18 protein-coding genes and 2 pseudogenes are annotated in these 21,553 nt (G+C 71.3%); 5 read left to right on the forward strand and 15 right to left on the reverse strand.

Going from position 1 to position 21,553, the window contains the following annotated elements; all coding sequences use genetic code 11:
- Position 1: 1 nt before the first annotated feature.
- The 5 genes and pseudogenes from ACFVUT_RS02925 to ACFVUT_RS02945 form a co-directional block, all read right to left on the reverse strand.
- Entirely contained in the window at positions 2-538 is a 537-nt protein-coding gene (locus ACFVUT_RS02925) for a hypothetical protein (protein WP_389643212.1), read from the reverse strand.
- A gap of 888 nt (positions 539-1,426) precedes the next feature.
- Positions 1,427-2,707 (reverse strand): MFS transporter, encoded by a 1,281-nt coding sequence (locus ACFVUT_RS02930; protein WP_389643215.1) that lies wholly within the window; start codon positions 2,705-2,707, stop codon positions 1,427-1,429.
- Between the two features lie 351 nt (positions 2,708-3,058).
- A pseudogene (gene add / locus ACFVUT_RS02935) lies at positions 3,059-4,088 on the reverse strand (adenosine deaminase).
- Between the two features lie 24 nt (positions 4,089-4,112).
- Complete coding sequence (locus ACFVUT_RS02940) at positions 4,113-4,670, reverse strand: adenine deaminase C-terminal domain-containing protein (protein WP_389643218.1); 558 nt, start codon at positions 4,668-4,670, stop codon at positions 4,113-4,115.
- Positions 4,671-4,872: 202 nt separating this feature from the next.
- A pseudogene (locus tag ACFVUT_RS02945) lies at positions 4,873-4,998 on the reverse strand (amidohydrolase family protein); the annotation flags it as partial.
- Positions 4,999-5,335: 337 nt separating this feature from the next.
- Here ACFVUT_RS02945 and ACFVUT_RS02950 point away from each other — a divergent pair.
- Positions 5,336-5,932, forward strand: a complete 597-nt coding sequence (locus tag ACFVUT_RS02950) for a TetR/AcrR family transcriptional regulator (protein WP_389643622.1) — start codon at positions 5,336-5,338, stop codon at positions 5,930-5,932.
- A 31-nt stretch (positions 5,933-5,963) separates the two neighbouring features.
- The gene (locus ACFVUT_RS02955) at positions 5,964-7,793 is read left to right on the forward strand and encodes a flavin-containing monooxygenase (protein WP_389643221.1); all 1,830 of its coding nucleotides are present in this window, start codon (positions 5,964-5,966) and stop codon (positions 7,791-7,793) included.
- Positions 7,794-7,883: 90 nt separating this feature from the next.
- On the opposite strand, the gene ACFVUT_RS02960 is transcribed toward ACFVUT_RS02955, so the two are convergent.
- From ACFVUT_RS02960 to ACFVUT_RS03000, 9 genes are all read right to left on the reverse strand, one after another.
- Positions 7,884-8,060: a hypothetical protein gene (locus ACFVUT_RS02960; protein WP_389670903.1), complete on the reverse strand. Its 177-nt coding sequence runs from the start codon at positions 8,058-8,060 to the stop codon at positions 7,884-7,886.
- A 95-nt stretch (positions 8,061-8,155) separates the two neighbouring features.
- The gene (locus ACFVUT_RS02965; protein ID WP_389643227.1) at positions 8,156-9,817 is read right to left on the reverse strand and encodes an ABC-F family ATP-binding cassette domain-containing protein; all 1,662 of its coding nucleotides are present in this window, start codon (positions 9,815-9,817) and stop codon (positions 8,156-8,158) included.
- A 79-nt stretch (positions 9,818-9,896) separates the two neighbouring features.
- Entirely contained in the window at positions 9,897-11,531 is a 1,635-nt protein-coding gene (abc-f, locus tag ACFVUT_RS02970; protein ID WP_389643230.1) for a ribosomal protection-like ABC-F family protein, read from the reverse strand.
- 327 nt (positions 11,532-11,858) lie between these two features.
- Positions 11,859-12,065, reverse strand: coding sequence for a hypothetical protein (locus ACFVUT_RS02975; protein ID WP_389643625.1), 207 nt, complete (start codon positions 12,063-12,065; stop codon positions 11,859-11,861).
- 164 nt (positions 12,066-12,229) lie between these two features.
- Positions 12,230-13,018 (reverse strand): SDR family oxidoreductase, encoded by a 789-nt coding sequence (locus tag ACFVUT_RS02980; protein ID WP_389643233.1) that lies wholly within the window; start codon positions 13,016-13,018, stop codon positions 12,230-12,232.
- A 26-nt stretch (positions 13,019-13,044) separates the two neighbouring features.
- Complete coding sequence (locus tag ACFVUT_RS02985; protein ID WP_389643236.1) at positions 13,045-14,118, reverse strand: acyl-CoA dehydrogenase family protein; 1,074 nt, start codon at positions 14,116-14,118, stop codon at positions 13,045-13,047.
- Positions 14,119-14,158: 40 nt separating this feature from the next.
- A complete protein-coding gene (locus tag ACFVUT_RS02990) occupies positions 14,159-15,145 on the reverse strand; it encodes an acyl-CoA dehydrogenase family protein (RefSeq protein ID WP_389643628.1) in 987 nt (328 codons plus the stop codon).
- Positions 15,145-16,320, reverse strand: a complete 1,176-nt coding sequence (locus ACFVUT_RS02995; RefSeq protein ID WP_389643239.1) for an acyl-CoA dehydrogenase family protein — start codon at positions 16,318-16,320, stop codon at positions 15,145-15,147. The genes ACFVUT_RS02990 and ACFVUT_RS02995 overlap by 1 nt, the downstream gene beginning before the upstream one ends.
- Positions 16,320-17,168 carry an enoyl-CoA hydratase gene (locus tag ACFVUT_RS03000; protein WP_389643242.1) on the reverse strand — a complete coding sequence of 283 codons (849 nt, stop codon included), beginning with the start codon at positions 17,166-17,168 and terminating at the stop codon, positions 16,320-16,322. Before ACFVUT_RS03000 ends, ACFVUT_RS02995 begins: the two co-directional genes overlap by 1 nt.
- Positions 17,169-17,214: 46 nt before the next feature.
- Between ACFVUT_RS03000 and ACFVUT_RS03005 the strand changes: the two genes are divergently transcribed.
- The 3 genes from ACFVUT_RS03005 (at position 17,215) to ACFVUT_RS03015 (ending at position 20,415) form a co-directional block, all read left to right on the forward strand.
- Positions 17,215-18,381 carry an acyl-CoA dehydrogenase family protein gene (locus ACFVUT_RS03005; protein ID WP_389643245.1) on the forward strand — a complete coding sequence of 389 codons (1,167 nt, stop codon included), beginning with the start codon at positions 17,215-17,217 and terminating at the stop codon, positions 18,379-18,381.
- A complete protein-coding gene (locus ACFVUT_RS03010; protein ID WP_389643247.1) occupies positions 18,378-19,163 on the forward strand; it encodes an SDR family oxidoreductase in 786 nt (261 codons plus the stop codon). The genes ACFVUT_RS03005 and ACFVUT_RS03010 overlap by 4 nt, the downstream gene beginning before the upstream one ends.
- A 94-nt stretch (positions 19,164-19,257) precedes the next feature.
- Positions 19,258-20,415 carry an acetyl-CoA C-acetyltransferase gene (locus ACFVUT_RS03015; protein WP_389643250.1) on the forward strand — a complete coding sequence of 386 codons (1,158 nt, stop codon included), beginning with the start codon at positions 19,258-19,260 and terminating at the stop codon, positions 20,413-20,415.
- An 83-nt stretch (positions 20,416-20,498) separates the two neighbouring features.
- On the opposite strand, the gene ACFVUT_RS03020 is transcribed toward ACFVUT_RS03015, so the two are convergent.
- Complete coding sequence (locus tag ACFVUT_RS03020; protein ID WP_389643631.1) at positions 20,499-21,548, reverse strand: NAD(P)H-dependent flavin oxidoreductase; 1,050 nt, start codon at positions 21,546-21,548, stop codon at positions 20,499-20,501.
- Between the last annotated feature and the right edge of the window lie 5 nt (positions 21,549-21,553).

Here is a 21,553-nt window from a genome sequence, read left to right on the forward strand (position 1 = left end):
GTCACCGGTCTTCGTAGTGGCGCTCGATAACCCGGAAGCTGCCCACGACACCGTTGCGGACCCAGACGCCGCCCCAGACATGACCGGGCACTACGCCGTTGCTGGAGCTGTGGGGGCCGACGGTGGCGATGGGGGCGCCGTTGTCACAGGTGGCGCCTCGGAAGACCTCGATGGTCCTGCGGCTGTCGTTGAGGATGTTGAGGCTGGTGGAGCCGAGGCCGCTGACCACGGTGATGCAGCCGCCGGGGTCGTCGCTGTAGGTGCGCTCGTTGATGTGGATGCGACCCTCGTAGCGGTCCCGGTCACGGAAGCCGTCGTCGTAACCGCGGTCGTAGCTGCCTCTTCCCTCGTTGTCTCTCTCCTCGTTGCCCTTGCCGGCGTCGCCGCCGTCCGGTGCGGAGAAGGGGGCGGTCTGCTGGAGGACAGGGGTCGTCTGAGCCGGCTTCAGAGTAGCGGCCGAGGCGTAGGTGATGCCGGTGGTGACCATGGCCGAAGCGGCCGCGACGGCGGCGGTGACGACTGTGGAACGGGTAACCATGTCACTTCTCCTGTCTCAGAGAGGTTGGCTGAGTAGCCGACCCGTGATCGAAACGTACTGACGGCCCTCATAGCTGTCATATCGGACGCGATGGGGAGGGCGGTGTCAGGACGCCGTTCGGGCCACAGGGGTCACCCTTATGTGGTGGACGGATATTCGGATGGAACTTCAACTTCCTTATGAAAAAGGCTAATTGATGTGATGTTAGTCCCTTTAGGTGACCTGCTGATGCCCAGTCATCCCCGGAGTCGGCGTGTCGTCATTGACACTCCCGGAGTCACATCGCACGCCATCGTCCTGAGTGGCCGCCATGTGACGAACCGACCCGCTGTGACCTGCGATGACGGTTCGCGTAGCCGTTGTCCGGCCCAGGAGTGGGAGCAGGGCGCCGCGACCGGGGAACCCGGATCCACGACCAGGACGGAGTCGAATTCCAGCCCCTTGGACTGCATCGGGCTCAGGACGACGGCCTTCTGTTCCGGATCGGCCTCCGGGCCCATGAGACGCCCGGAACATGGGCACGGATTGCTTCGGCGAGGGCCGCCACCTGTGGCTCCGTCCCGATCACCGCCACCTGCCCCCTCGCCCCGAGGTCTTCGCCGCACGGGCTGTCTCGGAGCCCTGCCGAGCGATGAGTTCGCCGTCGGGCACACAGATAAGGGGCGGAGGCTCGCTGCCCGTCGGGACAGCGCGGGTCGGCTCCCGTTCCGGGTTGACGGCGGTCAGGACGTCGTCGGAGGCGGCCGTGATCTCCGCCGGCGTGCGGTAGTTGATGGGCAACTGCTCCAGCCGCCACCGGGTGCCGAAGAAGGGTTTGAGAGCCCGCTGCCAGGTCGTCGCCCCGGAGGGCGAGTTGGTCTGGAGGGAATCCCGCCGGCCGCACCGGGGCTACGCCCCTTCCCCGGGCCGCAGCCAGTCGCGCAGTCGGACACCCCAGACCAGCACGGCTGCCAGCGCGATCGAGATGACGGCCGTCGACATCCCGGCCTGGACGTTGATCCGAACCGTCAGCGCGCCGGCCACCAGGGCGCCGAGCGGAACGCCCAGGCCTGAGGAGAGCATCCGGCGCGTGGTGTTGACCCGGCCCTGGAGGTCGGACGGGGTCACCTCCTGGGAGTAGGTCATCGTGTTCACCAGGACGACGAGGTAGGCGGACCCCCACACGGTCAGGGCGATCAGCGTGACCCACCATTCGGAGGTGAGGACGACCACCAGGCCGAGCAGGGAGCCGATGGGAAGGACACCCAGGAGAAGGGGGAGGGCCTCCAAGCGGCGCCGCAGCCGGGGCAGCAGGAACGCCCCGCCGATGCCTCCGGCGCTCCACCCCATGTACAGCAGTCCGATCCGCCCGTCGGATCCGTGGATGCCCAGCACACGGTCGGCGAAGACGACAAGCTGCCCGATGATGGCTCCGCCGGAGAAGGACTGCAGGGTGCCGACCGCGGTCATCAGGCGCAGCGTCGGGTGGTGGTAGAGGAAGCGGAGTCCTTCCCGGATGGACTCCCTGAACCCCGGCCGCTTCGCCGTCGGCTCGGCCGGCCGGGCGGTGGTGTGCGAGACGGCCCGCAGGAGCAGTGCGGAGACGGCGAAGGACAGGGCGTCCAACGCCAGTGTGCCGGCCGGGCGGAACAGGATGATGAGGCCACCCGCCACCGCGTTTCCCGCGATGCGTACGACGGTCTGCGCGCCGTGGACGGCGCTGTTGGCCTCGGTCAGCTTGTCCTTGCCGACGATGTCGGGGACGAAGCCGTACACCCCTGCGTCGAAGAAGAGGCTGAGGCTTGCCGACGCGAGGGCCACGAAGAGAACGTGGCCGCTGGTCAGGATGCCGAGGGCGGAGGCGACCGGGATGGAGGCGATGCACGCGGCGTTGAGCCAGTCGGTGACGATCATCAGGCGGTGCCGGTCCACTCGGTCCGCGACGGTGCCCGCGATCAGCCCGAAGACCACGTAGGGCAGGGTCGCAGCCGCTGCCACCAGGGAGACCAGCAGGGGTGAGCCGGTCTCCTGGAAGGTCAGGACGGGCAGGGCCACCGTCGTGACGGCGGATCCCAGCCCGGAGACCGCGCGCGACAGCCAGAACCAGCGGAAGCCGGGGACACGGCGCAGCGGGATGTCCGGCGCCTCGCTCATTCCGTCGCCGACGTCTTTCTGCGGCAGAGAGGTCATCGCGGTCGGTGCGTCCTTTCGGTGAGGTGTCCCGGCACGTTCGACAGGGGCCGGGTACAACGGAGACACCCCATCAGCCGGGTGCTGATGGGGTGTCACTTGGAATGCGGTGTGGTCGTACCTGGCGGCATGCGAGAGGTACGGTCTCTTGCCTGAAAGCTGGTTTCTGATGCGGGATCGGCCGGTCCGATGGCGGCCCGCCCCGTCGGTGGATGCGGACCGTGGGCGATGGGATCCTGGAAACCCGCAAGATTCTAGCAGGTGGCGCCCGAGTCGGTACAGATGGTCATGGGCGGGCCGCGCTGCCCGCCGCCGGCAGGCGTCGGGCGGTCCGGCGCCGCCGGACGGACGTCAGGCGGCCCCGCGCTCCGCGTACGCCGTCAGCTCCGCGAGGAACTCCTCGCGCACGGCCGGGGCCGCCCACGAGATCTCGATGGCATTGCGCTGGAGGCGCACCAGGTCGGCGTCGGACAGTGCCGCGGGACCGCGCAGGGCGGCCAGATTCTCCGCGACGTAGCCCGGGAAGTACGCCGGGTCGTCGGAGCTGACCGTCACCTTCACGTCCTGGTCGAGCAGGGCGCGGATCTCGGTGGCTTTCATGCCGTCGGTGACATGCGCGTTGGAGATCGGGCACACCGTCAGGCCGAGACCGCGCGCGGATCCGCTCGATCAGGGACGGGTCCTCCAGGGCGTTCACCCCGTGGTCGATGCGGTCGACGCCGATCTCCTCGATGACCTGGCGGATGTGCTCCGTCGAGTTCTGCTGATCCACGTCGCAATGCATCGTCAGCCGGAGGCCCTCGGCACGGGCCCGGGCGAACACCGCGCGGAACTTCACCGGCGGGTTGCCCGCCTCGTCCGAGTCCAGGCCGACACCGGTGATCCACTCCTTGTGGGGGAGCGCCCGCACCAGCGTGGCCATCGCGAACTCGGCCTGGAAGTCGTGCAGGAAGCACAACACGAGACGCCCCTTGAAGCCGGTGGCGCGCTCGGTGTCGTCCAGGGCACGGGTGAGACCGCGGATGACGGTGTCGAAGGCGACACCGCGCGCGGTGTGCGCCTGCGGATCGAAGAAGATCTCCGCGTACCGCACGTTCTGGGAGTGCGCCTTGGCCGCGTACGCCGCCGCGAGGTCGTAGAAGTCCTGCTCGGTGCGGAGCACGGACATTCCCTCGTAGTAGACGGACAGGAAACCGGGCAGGTCGTGGAAGTCGTACGCGGCGCGCGGCGCGGCCTCGTCGGCGTACGGCAGCTCGATGCCGTTGCGCTGCGCCAGCGCGAACTTCAGGCCGGGCTCCAGGGTGCCCTCGATGTGCAGGTGCAGTTCGCACTTGGGCAGTCCGGCGCTGAACGCGTCGACGGCGACGGCTGCGGTGGTCATGGGTGAACTCCTCGCTCGATGACTTCAGTTGGCGGAGGGGCGCAGTATGTCGACGACGTCCTGGGTGCGGTAGTTGACGACACCCAGGTCGGTGACGGCGTACTCGGGGATGGCGGTGATCTCCAGGAAGATCAAGTACCCTAAGGCGGACGGCAGTTCGCAGCCCAGCGCGCGGGCCGCGGCCTCCAGGCGGTCTTCCGCGGCGGCCATCTCCTCCGGGACGAGGTCGGCCACGATGCCGGCCACCGGCAGCGGCAGGAACTCCTTGATCTCGCCGCCGTCCACCACGATCTGTCCGCCGCCGTGCTCGGCAAGGTGGTTCACGGCCAGGGCCATGTCGGCGCGGTCGGCACCGACGCAGACGATGTTGTTGTCGTCCGGTGCGGCCGAGGAGGCGATCGCACCGGAGCGCAGCCCGAACCCGTTGATCATCGCGGTGACCGTGCCGCCGCCGGTCTTCCCGTAGCGCTCGGAGACCGTCACGTAGAGAGCGTCCTGCGCGAGATCGGCGCGGACCGTGCCGTCCACGACCGGCAGCGTCAGCTCGACGCCCTTGCGCACGAACGGCACGGTGCGGTCCATCTCGACGACCAGGACACGGGCCTCGTCCCCCGCGGAGACGACACCGGTCGTGTCCTCGGTGAGGCGGGCGACCCGGAAGGCGGGAGAGAGGGCGGCGGAACGCCGGGGGGCCTGCGGGGCCTCGATGGTCCGGCCGTCGCGCGACCAGCTTGCCGCGCGCGAACACCCGCTCCACCTGGAACGACTCGGGGGAGTCGACGATCAGCACGTCCGCGTAGCGGCCCGGTGTGATCGAGCCGACGAGGTGGTCGATGCGGTACATCTCGGCGCAGTTGAGCGTCGCCATCTGGATCGCCTCGACGGGCCGTACGCCGGCCTTGATCGCCATCCGGACGAGCTTGTCGAGGTGGCCCTCGCGCAGGATGTCGCCCGCGACGGCGACCGACTCACCTGGCGACAGGCCATCACCCGGCCACTGCGCCTGAACCTGGTCTTCGACGTGACCGCGCAGCGTCGCAAGAGCGCCCGTCGCCGCAGGGCGGAGCTGGCCGAAAACGTAAGTCAGTCAATTGACTCAAGGATGGAGGCGCGTATTCACTGAGGGCGCATGCCGCGATCACGGATCAAGGAGGCCGCCCTCAGTGACCGACGCCCCGACCGCGAGAACGACGCGCCCGCGCCCCGTCCCGCATGCGGCACAGACAGTGCGGACCCGCCGGGCGATCATGACGGCAGCCGAGCGGCTCTTCGCCGAACAGGGCCTGGTCGCCGTGTCGAACCGGCAGATCAGCGAGGCGGCCGGACTCGGCAACAACACCGCTGTCAGCTACCACTTCGGCAGCAAGTCCGGCCTGGTCCGGGCCATCATGCGGGACCACGCCGACGCCACCGAACGCATTCGCGAACGGCGCCTGGCACAGTGTTCCGGCAGCGCCGACCTCCGCGACTGGGTGGGCTGCCTCGTCCGCCCCTCCTGCGAGCACATGGCCGAGCTGGGTGTTCCGTCGTGGCACGGCCGTTTCGCCGTCCAGGCCATGGCCGACCCCGTCCTGCGCGCGATCGCCATCGACGAAGCACTCGAACGCCCGCCACTGCGCCGCGCGCTGGCGGAGCTCGCCGACCGGCTCACCGCCGTTCCCCTCCAAGTCCGCGCCGAACGCGCCGACATGGCCCGCCATCTCATCCTCCAGACCTGTGCCGAGCGGGAGCGGGCACTCGCCGACGGCGCCGCCACTCGCCACCCCTCCTGGACCCGTACGGCCGACACACTCACCGACGCCGTCGTGGGTCTCTTCCTCGCACCGGTCACGGCCCGCCCGTAAACCACGTTGCCCCCACACCCACAGGAGACCCATGCCCACCCCCCACGACCCGCAGGCGCTCGGCTTCGACCCCGACGCACTGCGCGCCCGGTACCGCGCCGAACGCGAACGGCGCATACGCCCCGAAGGCAGTGGACAGTACCGGCGAACCGAGGGCGAGTTCGGATACTTCGACGAAGACCCGTACGCGGAAGGTGAGGTGACGCGCGAGCCGTTGGACGACCGGGTGACGGCCCTGATCATCGGCGGTGGCTTCGGCGGACTCCTCGCCGGCGCCCGATTGCGCCAGGCGGGCATCGCATCGGTCCGTGTGATCGAGAAGGGCGCCGATTTCGGCGGCACCTGGCACTGGAACCGCTACCCGGGCATCCACTGCGACATCGAATCGTACGTCTACATGCCCCTGCTCGAAGAGGTCGGACACGTCCCGGAGTGGAAGTACGCACCCGGCGAGGAGATCCGGCAGCACGCCCGGGCGATCGCGCGCCGCTTCGCACTCTACGACGACGCCTGCTTCCGCACGCAGGCGACCGAACTTCGTTGGGACGAGGACGAGTCGGAGTGGATCGTCGCCACCGACCGCGGCGACCGCATCCGGGCCCGCCACGTGGTCGTCGCCACCGGCACCCTCAGCCAGGCCAAGCTCCCCGGCATCCCCGGCATCGAGACGTACCGCGGCCACACCTTCCACACCAGCCGCTGGGACTACGCGTACACCGGTGGCGACGCCGACGGCGGTCTGCACAGGCTGGCGGACAAGCGCGTCGCCCTCATCGGGACCGGCGCGACCGCCATCCAGGTCGTCCCGCACCTCGGCGCCGATGCCCAGCACCTGTACGTGTTCCAGCGCACCCCGTCCAGCGTCGACGTGCGCGGCAACCGGCGCACCGACCCCGAGTGGGCCGCGTCCCTCGAACCCGGCTGGCAGCGCCGCCGCAGGGAGAACTTCCTCAAAGCCGTCACCGGCGTACGGGTGGCGGAGGATCTGGTGAACGACGCCTGGACCAGCAGCGCCCGGCTCCAGGAGAAGATGATCCCCACCAACAGCTACGCGCACATCCCGGCCCAGGAACGCGAACGGGCCTACGAGTTGGCCGACTTCCAGAAGATGAACGAGCTGCGCGGCCGCGTCGACGGCATCGTCACGGACCCGGCGACCGCGGAGAAGCTCAAGCCCTGGTACCGCTACATGTGCAAGCGCCCCACGTTCAGCGACACCTACCTCCAGACCTTCAACCGGACCAACGTCACCCTCGTCGACACCGCCGACACCCACGGCGTCGAACGCATCACGGACCGGGCCGTTGTGGTCGGGGGCACGGCGTACGAGGTCGACTGCATCATCTTCGCCACGGGCTTCGAGACCGGAGTCTCGGGCGTGCTGTCCGGGATGCTGCCCGTGTTCGGGCGTGGCCGTGCGAGCCTGCTCGACTCCTGGAAGGACGGTCCCAGGACCCTGCACGGGTTCTACAGCCACGGCTTCCCGAACCTGTTCCACATGGGGCCGCTGCAGAACGCCAGCGCCGTCAACTTCGTCCATGTCCTCGACGAACAGGCCACGCACATTGCCGAGGTCGTCGCGCAGGCCCGCAGACGCCGGGCGCGGTACGTCGAGCCGACCGTCGACGCCCAGGACGCCTGGGTGGCCACGATCCGGAGCAAGGCCGCCGACCTGTACGCCTTCCACGCCGAGTGCACTCCCGGCTACTACAACAACGAGGGCCGGCCCCGGGAGCGTAGCCAGGCCTATGGTGACGGTCCGGTCGCCTTCCACGAACTCCTCCGCAGCCGACGCACCGACGGCGGCCTGAGCGACGTACTCGTCGGGACGGAGGACGGCGAAGAGACGGGAACGTGGTGAGCGCGTCCCCGACCGTGTCGACCTCACCACCCGCTCACCCACCGCGCGCCTCCCGCACACCCCCACGCATGGTGGAATGCGGATGGCGGGTCAGGCCGACGGCGGAACGGGCCGGGCCAGGAGCGCCGTGACGGCCTGCTCCAGTGTGGTGGCCGGATGCCCGAGGACGTGGTGGAGGTCGTCCGTCCGCCGTTCCAGGGCACCCGAGCGGACCTGCCCCTCCAGCCACGCCCGGTCGCCGGAGACGGGGCCGTGCGACGAAGACATGGCCCAGATTCGCATGACCATCCTGGCAGGTGACTCGTGGGCGGCGCCACCGTGAGATGCCGCCGCCTCCGTCACGCCGTGCTCGTCCGTCGCGGTCAGCCGCGCGAGAGGGACGCCGCCCCGACGCCGTCCTCCTGCTCGCGGCCGGAGTGCAGCCGGATCTCGCGGCCCTGCCAGCGCTTGCGCAGCCAGCGGTCGTGGCTGGCCAGAACGATCGCGCCGGGGCCCGTGCCCAGAGCGGACTCCAGCTCGTCGCAGAGGCGGGGGGACAGGTGGTTCGTGGGCTCGTCGAGCAGCAACAGCTCCGGCGGGCGCGCCACCAGGAGCGCCAGCGCGAGCCGGCGGCGCTGCCCGACCGACAGATGCCCGACCGGCTTGTCCACGTCCGCCTCGTCCATCAGACCCAACGAGATGAGCGGGACCGCCTCCGCCCGCTCGACACCCAGCGCGAGCGCGTAGGTCTCCCGGACGGTGCGCTCCGGCCGGTCGAACACGGTGTCCTGGGTCAGCGTCCCCACTGTCAGACCGCGCCGCCGCCGCACCTCGCCCTCGGCCGGCAGGTGTCCGGCGAGCACGGCCAGCAGCGTCGACTTCCCCGCGCCGTTGCCCCCGGTGACCAGCAGGCGTTCGGTCGATGACACGTCGAGGCGGCCGATGGCCAGCCGCCCCGGAACGCCCGCGTCGCGCAGGGACACCAGGGTGCCGTCCGCCGATCGCTCCGCGAGCACGGTGCCCCGGAACCGCAGCGGCTGCGGCGGCTCACCGATCTGGGTGCGCGCCAGTTCGTCCAGCCGGCGGGTGGCGTTGCGCACCCGCCGGGAGATCTGGTTCTGGACCCGGCCGGCCCGATGTCCGTATCCCATCTTCTCGTTGTCGCGCCGCTCACGCCCCGGTGCGACCAGATGCGCGGTGACCCCGGCCGAGCTGCGCAGCGCTTCCAGTTCCTCCTGCTCCTCGGCGTAGCGCCGTTCCCAGCGTTCCCGCTCGGCACGCTTCTCGGCCTGGTACACGCTGTAGTTGCCGCCGTAGCGGACCGGACCGTCCACGGCCGGATCGAGGTCGATCAGGTCCGTACAGACGGCATCGAGGAACGCCCGGTCGTGGCTGGCCACGACGGCGACCCCGGGCAGGGCGCGCACCTGTTCCTCAAGGAAGGCGGCGGCGCTGTCGTCGAGATGGTTGGTCGGCTCGTCCAGCAGCAGCGCCGAAGGCCGGCGGACCAGCAGCGCGGCCAGCGCCAGGCGGCCGCGCTGCCCGCCGGAGAGCGTGCCCAGGGCCCGGTCGTGCCGGACCGCGCCGAGGCCGAGCCCTTCGAGTACGAGTGCGGCGCGCCGGTCGGCGTCCCAGACCTCTTTCGCCTGGGCCTGTTCGAGTCGTCGGCCGTACGCGTTCAGCAACTCCCCATGGCCGGGGGAGTCCTGCGGGGAGCGCGAAAGTTCCTCACCCAGGCGTTCGAGCTCCGCGAGGTCGTCGCGGGCCTCGCGCAGGGCGTCGTCCAGCACCTCGGCGACGGTCGAAGCGGCGTCGAACGGCATCTCCTGGTGCAGGAAGCCCGCGTCGGCAGGGCGCGTGACGCGACCCGCGTCGGGTTCGTCGGCTCCCGCGAGCAGACGCAGCAGGGTCGACTTGCCGACGCCGTTCTCGCCGATCAGCCCGATGCGGTGTCCGGGAGACGCGGTGAGGGAGACGCCGTCGAGCACCCGCCTGCTGCCGAGGATGCGGACAAGGTCGTGGGCGAGCAGGGACGGTTGCGGCATGGGAATCCACCCAACGTGATCGGTGCTCGGCCCGCCGGGTGACAAACCTCGGTGCGGGCCCGGTCGATACGTCAGCGGTTCACACCGCGGGCGCCCCCGTCTCCGTCAGCCTGCCGTCGGCCAGGCGCAGCCACCGGTCGACGCCGATCCGGGTGAGGAAGCGCTCGTCATGGCTGACCACCACGAACGCCCCCTGGTAGGAACCCAGGGCGCTTTCCAGCTGGCCCGCACTGACCAGGTCGAGGTTGTTCGTCGGCTCGTCGAGGAGCAGCAGCTGCGGGGCCGGTTCCGCGCACAGGACGCAGGCGAGGGTGGCCCGAAGCCGCTCGCCGCCGGACAGCACCCGGGCGGGGAGATGGGCGCGGGCACCCCGGAAGAGGAAGCGCGCCAGGAGGTTCAACCGCTCGGCCTCGGTCCGGTGCGGGGCGAAGGCGGTGAAGTTCTCGGCGACGGTGCGGTCCAGGTCCAGCAGGTCCAGCCGCTGCGAGAGATACGCGATCCGCCCGTCGGCCCGCTTGATCTGTCCGCTCTCCAGGCCGAGGTCGCCGTTGATCAGACGCAGCAGCGTCGTCTTGCCCGCGCCGTTGGGGCCGGTCAGCGCGATGCGTTCGGGGCCCCGGATCGTCAGGTCGACACCTTCGGCGGCGAACAGGGCCCGTTCATCGTGGCGGACCTGCATCTGTTCGCCGAGGAAGAGGGTGCGCCCGGCGGGTACGCCGGTCTCCGGCAGGTCCAGTGTGATGCGCTGTTCGTCGCGCAGTGAGCGCCCAGCCTCGTCCAGCCGGGTCTTGGCCTCACTGACCCGCGCGGCATGCGTCTGGCCCGACCGTCCCGCGGACTCCTGGGCGCCCCGCTTCATGTTGCCGGCGAAAATGCGCGGCAGGCCGGCGTTCTTGAGGTTGCGGGCGGCGTTGCTCGCGCGGCGCTCGGCGCGCTCGCGGGCCTGCTGCATTTCCCGCTTCTCCCGTTTCAGCTCCTGTTCGGCGTTGCGGACGTTCTTCTCGGCGACCTCCTGCTCGGCCTGGACGGCCTCCTCGTACTCGGTGAAGTTGCCACCGTAGAGACGGAGTTCACCGCTGCCGAGCTCGGCGATGCGCTCCATGCGGTCCAGCAGGGCGCGGTCGTGGCTGACGAGCAGCAGACAGCCGTTCCAGTCCGTGAGCACGTCGTAGAGCTTGTGACGGGCGTCGAGGTCGAGGTTGTTGGTGGGCTCGTCGAGCAGCAGGACGTCGGGGCGCTTCAGCAGCTGCGCCGCCAGACCGAGGGAGACGATCTGCCCGCCGCTGAGCGTGCTCAGGCTCCGGTCCAGGGTGAGGTCGGTGAGACCGAGGCGGTCCAGCTGCGCGCGGGTGCGTTCTTCGATGTCCCAGTCGTCGCCGATGGTCGCGAAGTGCTCCTCGTTCACGTCCCCGGACTCGACGGCGTCAAGAGCCCGGATCACCGCTGCGACGCCCAGGACCTCGGCCACCGTGAGATCGCCGGTCAGGGGCAGGCTCTGGGGCAGATAGCCGAGCGTGCCGCTCACGGTCACGGACCCGGTGGTGGGGCGCAGCTCGTCGGCGATCAGCTTGAGCAGGGTGCTCTTGCCGGAGCCGTTGGGTGCGACAAGGCCGGTACGGCCGGTGCCCACGGTGAAGGACAGGTCCTGGAAGACGGGGGTGTCATCGGGCCAGGAAAAGGACAGGTTCGAGCAGACGACGGAGGCGTCGGACATGGGAGTGACCTCGCGGAAAGAAGAGCAGAGAAGAGTTCTGCCCTGGGCAGACATGGGGAAAAGTGAATGACGACAAGACCACTGCGGTGACGCTCCTGAGCGTCGACCGGTGGTCGATCAGATCCGGGTATCACCCGGAGATGTCGTCTTCACCCGCCATGTCTGCGACTCCTCGATACATGATCAACGTCCGCCCAAGTCTACCAGCACGGGGCCGCCGGTCGGGGTGCGACGCCGTGGCCCCGTGCTGGGCCCGCGGAGATCCGACCGAGATGCGCTAATGCTGCGGCCGGGAAGGCGAGCCGGTGAACCTTTGCGGCCGCAGCGTCAGAGGCCGAGGTCTGCGGCGAGGCAGGAGAAGCGCATCCACGATGCTTCGGGGTTGTAGGTGTCCCTTGTGGGATTCCTCGGGTCGGCCGGCCCCTCCTCGACCATGTCCGCGTAGGGGATGCGCTCGGGCAGCTTGCCGAACCGCGCGTGGCGCGCCGCTGCGGCGCTGTCCACGGGGTCGTGGGTCTCGCTCCGGGATTCCATCGTCAACCTCCGCTCCTTCCGTGGCTGATCGCTCCGTCGCGTTCAGATGGCTCAAGGTTCGTCCCTGCATACATCACCTGTCAAGATGGTGACGCGTGTCAGGGGGGAGGTTCGAGGGCCGCCGCACGCCCGGTCGCCGGTGCGTCCGCGCGCCGTTCGCCGCTTCACCCGTGTCCGGTGGCCGACCGCGCGGCGAGATAGCGGGCGGGGAACTCGCCGCCGCCGTGCACCGCGAGGTCCGCCCCGTTGACGTATCCGGCCAGAGGGCTCGCGAGGAACAGACAGCCGCGGGCGACGTCCGAGGGGACGGCCATTCGTTCCATCGGGATGACGCGGGCCACCGACGCCCCGCCGTCCGTGCCGTAGACGGCCGCCGCGCTCTCGGTGCGGATCAGCCCGGTCGTGATGTGGTTGACCCGTACCGCGGGTGCCCACTCCAGGGCGAGCGCTTTGGTGAGGGCCAGCAGTCCGGCCTTGGCGGCCGTGTAGGCGGCGGTACCGGGCTGCGGGTCGTGGGCGGAGACGCTGCCGATGTTGATGACCGATCCGCCGCCGTGCTGGGCCCGCATGACGCGGTGGGCCGCCTGCGCCAGGTAGAACGGTGCCAGCAGGTTGAGCGCGACGATCTTCTCCACGAAGCGGGGGGAGGCGGTGGCCGCGTCCGCGTCCGGCGAGCCGCCCGCGTTGTTGACGAGCACGTCGAGTCGCCCGAAGCGTTCCACCGCGGCGTCCACGAGCCGCACCGCCGCCACGGGATCGCGCACGTCGGCGGGTACGAAGAACGCCGCCCGGTGGCCTGCCGTCGGCGTGACGCCGGGCGCGTTGCGGCCGCAGACGACGACGTCGGCCCCGGCGTCGAGGAACGCCTCGGCGATGCCGGCACCGATGCCCTTGGTGCCGCCGGTGACGAGGACCACACGTCCCGTGAAGTCCAGAGGGTTGCCGATGCCCATGATGTCCGGCCCTTCCGCTGGGGTGCTCAGTGCGTGGTCAGACCGAGCGCGACGGCGAGCCGCGCCCGGTGCCGGGCGGCCGAGCCGAACAGCTCGCCCGCTCCGTGTGCCCGCTTGAAGTAGCGGTGCGCGTCGTGTTCCCAGGTGATGCCGATTCCGCCGTGCAACTGGATCATTTCGCCGGCCACCGCGGAGAACGCCTCGGAGCAGACCGACTTGGCGACAGCGGCGGCCCGCGGCAGCGCGGCAGGATCCCGGTCGGCGGCGAAGGCGGCGCCCAGCGCTGCCGAACGCGCCGACTCCACCAGGACATAGGCGTCCGCGAGCCGGTGCTTGACGGCCTGGAACGAGCCGATGGGGCGGCCGAACTGGACGCGGTCCCTGGCGTGGGCGACGGTGAGTTCGAGGCAGCGCGCGGCGGCGCCCACCTGTTCCGCGGCCAGCGCCGCACAGGCCAGGTCCCGGACGTGCGCCAGGCTCCGCCCGCCGTCGCCGTCCGTGCCAATCAGCCGCGCCACGCAGCCGTCCAGAACCCATCGTGCCTGGCTCCGCGTGCCGTCCATGGTGACGACGGGCACGCGGTGCGCCCCGGCGGCGTCCACCGCCACGTCGAAGAGCGAGACCCCGGCCGTCGTGCGGGCCGCGACGAGCAGCGTGTCGACCCGGGGCCAGTCCAGTACGTGCTCCTTGGACCCGGTGACGAGCCAGGCGCCACCGGGGCCGGGCACGGCCTCGGCGCGTACCGCCGCCGGTTCCCAGGACCCCCGCTCGGCCCAGGCCAGTGCTCCCACCGCGCCGCCCCCGGCGAGTCCCGGCAGCAGGCGCCCGCAGGCGGCCCTGTCGCCGGAGGCGAGCAGCGCCCCGGCCGTGAGCACCGCGGAGCCGAGCAACGGCAGCGGGCTCAGACTTCTGCCGAGCTCCTCCATGAGCACGTGCATGTCCCGCGCTCCGCCGCCCGCGCCGCCGTACTCCTCAGGCACGGTGAGCCCGGCGGCGCCGACCTGCTCGGTCAACGGGCGCCAGGCGGCGGCTCCTTGGTGCCGGGTCAGCAGGGCCCGTACGGCCGACCGCAGCTCTTCCTGTTCCTCGGTCAGCCGCAACGGGCCGCTCCTCTCGGTGTGGCGCGTGCCACCGCGCGCGTCAGGCAGCCAGTACGCGGGCCCGGCAGGCGGCCGGAGTGCCCCAGGCGTCGCGCAGCGGGCGGGCCTTGCGGATCCACAGGGACAGGTCGAGCTCGGCGGTGTAGCCGACGGCCCCGTGCAACTGCAGGGCCGTGCGCGCGGCCCGGTGAGCGGCCTCGCCCGCCGTGACCTTGGCCGCGGCGATCTCCCGGCCGGCCCCGTCGTCGTCGGCGGCGAGCGCGAGCGCGGCGCCGTGCACCAGCGGCTCGGCGAACTCCAGGGCGACGAGGGTGTCCGCGAGCCGGTGCTTGACGGCCTGGAAGGAGCCGATGGCGACGCCGAACTGGGTGCGCCGCTTGACGTGGGCGACGGTACGGGCGAGCAGCGCGCGGCCGACCCCGAGCGCCTGGGCCGCGGTGGCGAGCGCGGCGACGTCGGCCGCGTGCGCGGCGGCGGAGGCCACGGCCGGGCCGCGGGCGAGCACCGTCCCGCCGGACGGCCGCGACAGGCGCCGTGCCGGGTCGGCCGAGTGCTGTACGGGGCCGGGCTCCCCGGCGGCGCGCAGGATGTCGCCGTCCACGACGAACACCGCGTCGGCCGCGTCGGCGTCCAGGGCGTACGGGCCGAGGGCGGTCAGGCAGAGCGAGGCGACGGTCTTGCCGGAGGCGATGCCGGGCAGCCGGGCGGCGGCCTGGTGGTCGTCGTCGAGCCGGTCCAGCAGGGCCGCGGCGGCGACCGTCTCGACCAGCGGGCCAGGGACGGCGTGCCGTCCCAACTCGACGAAGGCAGCAGCCAGTTCGACCGGCATCACGCCGACGCCGTCGTACCGCTCCGGCACGGCGAGCGCGAACAGCCCGGCCTCGGCCAGCCGGGCCCAGACCGCCCGCCCCGGTGCGTGGTCGCCGTCCGCCCAGGACCGTACCGCGGCCGGGGTGCCGCAGGAGGTGAGCAGGGCGTCGAGGGAGCGGGTGAACTCCCGCGTCTCGGGGTCGAGGAGGAAACGCATCACCGGCGTCCCTTCGGCAGGCCGAGCAGCCGCTCGGCGACGATGTCGCGCTGGATCTCGTTGGTGCCGGCGTAGATGGGCCCGGCCAGGGAGAAGGTGTAGCCCTCGGCCCAGCCGCCGTGCGCGGGTGACTCCGCCGCGTGCTCGGCGAGTTCACCGTACGGGCCGAGCAGGTCGAGCGCCGTCTCGTGCAGGGCGATGTCGAGCTCGGACCAGAAGATCTTGTTGAGACTGGAGGCGGCCCCGGCCGGTCCGCCCTCACCGTGCAGGACGCGGGAGGCACCCGCGTAGGAGAACAGCCGGTAGGCCCGGGCGCCGATCACCGCGTCGGCGACCCGGTCGCGCAGCGCCGTGTCGGCGGGGTCGCCGCGCTCGCGCCACAGAGCGGCCAGCCGGTCCGCGGCGGCCGTGAAGCGGCCCGGGCTGCGCAGGGTGAGCCCGCGCTCGTCACCGGTCGCGCTCATCGCGACCCGCCAGCCGTGCCCCGGCCCGCCGATGACGTCCCGGTCCGGTACGAACACCTCGTCGAGGAAGAGTTCCGCGAAGGCGGGCTTCCCGTCGAGGCGCCCGATGGGCCGCACGGTGACGCCCTCGGCGTCCAGCGGGAACATCAGATAGGTCAGTCCGTGGTGCGGCCCGTCCGCCCCGGGGTCGCTGCGGAACAGGCCGAAGGCCCAGTCGGCGAAGGCGGCACGGGACGACCAGGTCTTCTGGCCGCTCAGCAGCCAGCCGCCGTCGGTCCGCACGGCCGTCGACCTCAACGAGGCCAGGTCGGAACCGGCCTCCGGCTCGGACCACGCCTGTGCCCAGATGACCTCACCGCGCGCCATCGCGGGCAGGACGCGGGCCCGCTGCTCGGCGGTTCCGAACGCGAAGAGAGTGGGGGCGAGCAGGCTGACGCCGTTCTGGACGACCCGACCGGGAGCCCCGGCGGCGTAGTACTCCTCCTCGAAGATCAGCCAGTGCAGGAGCGAGCCGCCGCGTCCGCCGTACTCCTCGGGCCAGGAGACCACCGACCAGCGAGCGGCGGACAGTTCGGCCTCCCACCGCCGATGGGCGGCGAAGCCCTCGGCGGTCTCCAGGGACGGCAGGGGAGTGGCGGGGACGTGGCCGGCCAGCCAGTCGCGGACCTCGGCGCGGAACGCGTGGTCCGCCTCGCTGAAGTCGAGGTCCATCAGCCACCCGCTCTCTTCATCGCGTGGATGTCCATGCCGCCGAGCGCGTCGGGGGCGGTCTCGGCGTTGTGCGCGTGGGCGAGGTGGTGCAGGCCGAACACGGAGTCCATCCCGGCGTGCAGGCCCTGCAGGTCCTCGGCCTGGTTGACGGCGCGTTTGGTCAGGGCGAGTCCGAGGCGCGGCATCTCGGCGATCCGGAGCGCCAGTTCCCGGGTGCGGTCGGCCAGCTCCTCCCGTGGGACGACGCGGTTGACCATGCCGATCTCGTACGCGCGCCGGGCGCTCATGCGGTCGCCGGTGTAGAGGAACTCCTTGGCGACGCGCGGCGGCATGACCCACGGATGGGCGAAGTACTCGACACCGGGGATGCCCATCCGGACCACCGGGTCGGCGAAGAACGCGTCGTCCGAGGCCACGATCAGGTCGCACACCCAGGCGAGCATCAGGCCGCCCGCCACGCACGCGCCCTGCACGGACGCGATGACCGGCTTGGGCAGCTCCCGCCAGCGGCGGCACATGCCGAGATACACCTCGGACTCCCGGGCGAAGCGGCTCTCCGCTCCCGCCTTGTCCGAGTGGTCCCACCACAGACCGGCCCTGCGCTCGAACGGCAGGTGGGCATCCCGCCCCGGGGTGCCGATGTCGTGGCCGGCGGAGAAGTGCTTGCCCGCTCCGGCCAGGACGACGGTCTTCACCTCGCTGTCGTCGGCCGCGCGGTAGAACGCCCGGTCGAGGGCGTAGGTCATCGCGGAATTCTGTGCGTTGCGGTAGTCGGGTCGGTTCATGGTCACCGTCGCGACCGGACCCTGTCTCTCGTAGCGCACCGGTTCGTCGTGGGCAGTCGGCATCGGACCGTCCTTCCCTAACAAGTGTTTGGTAGATTAACGTAAGCCCATGAGCAGCGTCGAGGAGTTCCGCACCGAGATCCGCGGCTGGCTGGCCGCCCATCTCACCGGGGCCTTCGCGCGCCTGCGAGGCCGCGGCGGACCGGGCCGCGAGCACGAGGCATTCACCGAACGGCTCGCCTGGGAGAGGCACATGGCGACCGCCGGATGGACCTGCGTGGGCTGGCCCGAGGAGTACGGAGGCAGGGGCGCGACCATCGAGCAGCAGGTCGCCTTCCACGAGGAGTACGCCCTCGCCGACGCGCCCGCCCGGGTCAACCACATCGGTGAACAACTGCTCGGTCCGACCCTGCTGGCCTTCGGCACACCGGAGCAACGGGCCCGCTTCCTGCCGCCGATCGTCGCGGTCGAGGAACTGTGGTGCCAGGGCTACAGCGAGCCCGACGCCGGCTCCGACCTGGCGAACGTGCGGACCAGGGCGGAGCGCGACGGCGACGCCTGGGTGGTCACCGGGCAGAAGATCTGGACGTCACTCGCCCACGAGGCGCACTGGTGCTTCGTGGTGGCCCGCACCGAGCCCGGCTCGTCCCGCCACCAGGGCCTGTCCTACCTCCTGGTTCCGCTCGACCGGCCCGGCGTGGAGATCCGGCCGATCACCCAGCTGACCGGCACCTCCGAGTTCAACGAGGTCTTCTTCGACGGCGCCCGCACACGCGCCGAACACGTCGTCGGAGCCCCGGGCGACGGCTGGCGCGTCGCCATGGCCACACTCGGCTTCGAACGCGGCGTCTCCACCCTCGGCCAGCAGGTCGGCTTCCGGCGCGAACTGGAAGCCCTCGTCGAACTGGCCCGACGCAACGGCGCGGCGGACGATCCGCTGATCCGCGACCGACTCGCCCGCGCCTGGACGGGGCTGGAGACCATCCGCTGCAACGCCCTGCGCATGCTCGACGGTTCGGCGGCGGGCGCCCCCGGACCCGAAGCGTCCATCAACAAGATCTTCTGGGCCACCTGGCACCGGGAACTCGGCGAACTCGCCATGAGCGTCCTGGGCGCCGACGGCATGACCGCCGCCGGGGAGCCGTACGAACTCGACGACTGGCAGCGGCTGTTCCTCTTCTCCCGATCCGACACCATCTACGCCGGATCCAACGAGATCCAGCGCAACATCATCGCCGAGCGTGTCCTCGGCCTGCCCAAGGAGATCCGCCCGTGACCCCCCAGCCGCCCTACGTACCGGGGCACTCCCTCCTGGACGGACGCACCGCGGTGATCACCGCCGCCGCGGGCGCCGGGATCGGCGGAGCCACCGCACGCAAGTTCCTGGAAGAAGGCGCCCGGGTCGTCATCGGCGACGCCCACGAGCGCCGCCTCGGGGAGGCCGCAGCCGCCCTCGCCGAGGAGTTCGGCGCCGACCACGTCGCCGGGCTGCCCTGCGACGTCACCGACGAACAGCAGGTCGACGCTCTGTTCGCGCTCGCCGCCGAACGCCACGACGGCCTCGACATCGTCGTCAACAACGCCGGTCTCGGCGGCACGTCGGACCTCGTCGACATGAGCGACGACCAGTGGTCGAAGGTCCTCGACGTCACCCTGGGCGGCACCTTCCGCTGCACCCGCGCCGCCCTGCGCCGCTTCAAGGAACAGAACAGCGGCGGCACCGTCATCAACAACGCCTCGGTCATCGGCTGGCGCGCCCAGCGCGGGCAGGCCCACTACGCCGCGGCGAAAGCCGGGGTCATGGCCCTGACACGGTGCGCCGCCCTGGAGGCCGCGGGCTTCGGCGTCCGGGTCAACGCCGTCGCCCCGAGCCTCGCCATGCACCCGCACCTGGTGAAGGTGACCACCCCCGAACTCCTCGCCGAACTCACCGAACGGGAGGCGTTCGGCCGCTGTGCCGAGCCCTGGGAGATCGCCAACGTCATCGTCTTCCTGGCCAGCGGCTACTCCTCGTACCTGACCGGCGAGACCCTCTCCGTCAGCAGCCAGCGGGCCTGAGCCGGATGGCCGGACCCAGGAAACGCAGGAGCAGGACCGGTGACGCCGCGGAACCGACATCGCCCGCACGATCCACCACGAAGGAGCAGCACCCATGGCCGAGGCCTTCATCGTCGAAGCGGTCCGCACCCCGGTCGGCCGGCGCCGGGGCGGGCTGTCCGCCGTGCACCCCGCCGACCTCGGAGCCCACGTCATCAAGGCTCTGTTCGAGCGCACCGGAGCCGATCCGGCCGCCGTCGACGACGTCGTCCTCGGATGCCTCGACACCGTCGGCCCGCAGGCCGGAGACATCGCCCGCACCGCCTGGCTCGCCGCGGGCCTGCCCGAGGAAGTGCCCGGCACCACCGTCGACCGCCAGTGCGGCTCCTCCCAGCAGGCCGTGCACTTCGCCGCCCAGGGCGTCCTCTCGGGCACCCAGGACCTGGTCGTCGCGGGCGGCACGCAGAACATGTCGATGGTCCCGATCGCCTTCGCCTCCCGTCAGGCCGCCGCACCCCTCGGGCTCACCGACGGCCCCTTCGCGGGATCCGTGGGGTGGCGTGCCCGCTACGGCGACGCGCCCGTCAACCAGTTCCACGGCGCCGAACTCATCGCCGAGAAGTGGGCCATCACCCGCGAGGCCATGGAGGAGTTCGCGCTGCGCTCGCACCGGCGGGCCCTGCGCGCCATCGACGAGGGCCGATTCGTCCGCGAGACCGTCGCCCACGGCCACGTGACCACCGACGAGGGACCGCGCCGCGACACGTCGCTGGAGAAGATGGCGGCCCTCAAGCCGGTCGTCGAGGGCGGTCGGCTGACCGCCGGAGTGTCCTCGCAGGTCTCCGACGGCGCCGCGGCGCTGCTCATCGCCTCCGAACGGGCCGTCGCCGAACACGGCCTGACACCGAGGGCCCGCATCCACCATCTGTCGGTGCGCGGCGAGGACCCGATCCGGATGCTGTCGGCGCCGATCCCGGCCACGGCGTACGCGCTGAAGAAGGCCGGGATGACCATCGGCGACATCGACCTGGTCGAGATCAACGAGGCGTTCGCGCCGGTCGTCCTGGCCTGGCTGAAGGAGACCGGCGCCGACCCCGACAAGGTCAATGTCAACGGTGGCGCCATCGCGCTCGGGCACCCGCTCGGCGCCACCGGCGCCAGACTGATGACAACGCTGCTGCACGAACTGGAGCGCACCGGCGGCCGGTACGGACTGCAGACCATGTGCGAGGGTGGTGGCCAGGCCAACGTCACCGTCATCGAACGCCTCTGAGACGCGTGCGGGCCGGTCGCCGCGACCACGGCGGCCGGCCCGCGACTGCGGAACGGACCGCACCGCAGCGTACGGGGACGCCGTCAACCGGACCGGGGGAGCGCCTTCAGTACGGCCCGCGCCTCGGTCATGATCCGGTCGACGAGCTCCGCGCAGGACGGCAGATCGTCGATCACACCCGCCACCTGTCCCGAGGCCATCACCCCGAGATCGGTGCGCCCCTCGACCATCGATGCCTTCAGGAGCATCGGGGTGTTGGCGGCCAGCAGGACCTGACTCCAGGTCAGTTCCCTGCCGTGCTTCATCGCCACTCCGTCGCGGACCAGTTGCGGCCAGCTCGCCCCGGACTCCTTCCTGAAGGCCGAGGCGTGCCGCACAGCCCGCAGCAGCGACCGCGCACGGCCCGAACGCTCCAGGGACTCGACGAATCTTGTGCGCAGCATGCGGTGCGGCAGTCCGTCCACCTCGGTCGTGACCGTGACGTCCTTGACCGTGGCGGCCAGGTACTGCGCCTTCACCGCTGCCGGGACGGTGCTGTCGGAGGTGAGCAGGAAGCGTGTGCCCATGCCGATTCCGGCCGCCCCGTAGGCGAGCGCCGCGACCAGGCCGCGGCCGTCGTGGAAGCCGCCGGCCGCGATCACCGGGATGTCGACGGCGTCCACGACCTGGGGGAGCAGCACCGTGGTGGCCACGTTCCCGGTATGGCCGCCGCCCTCGCCGCCCTGCACCATCACCGCGTCGGCACCCCACGCGGCGACCTTCTCCGCATGCCGTCGCGCTCCGACGGACGGGATGACGACGACGCCCGCGTCCTTGAGCCGCGCGATCAGCTCCTTCGACGGCGCGAGCGCGAAGGACGCCACCCGCACCCCCTCGTCGACGATGATCCGCACCCGGTCCCCGGCGTCCTGGGCGTCCGCCCGGAGATTGACGCCGAACGGCGCGTCCGTACGGGACTTGACCTCGCGTACCGCGGCACGCAACTGCTCGACGGTCATCGTGGCGGAGGCGAGAACGCCGAGCGCTCCCGCGTTCGCGGAGGCGGACACGAGACGGGGTCCGGCCACCCAGCCCATCCCGGTCTGCACGATCGGGTGCCGCACCCCGGTCAGCTCGGTGAGCGCGGTCGGGATCGGCC

The organism is Streptomyces sp. NPDC058051, assembly GCF_042885475.1.
GTDB lineage: Bacteria > Actinomycetota > Actinomycetes > Streptomycetales > Streptomycetaceae > Streptomyces.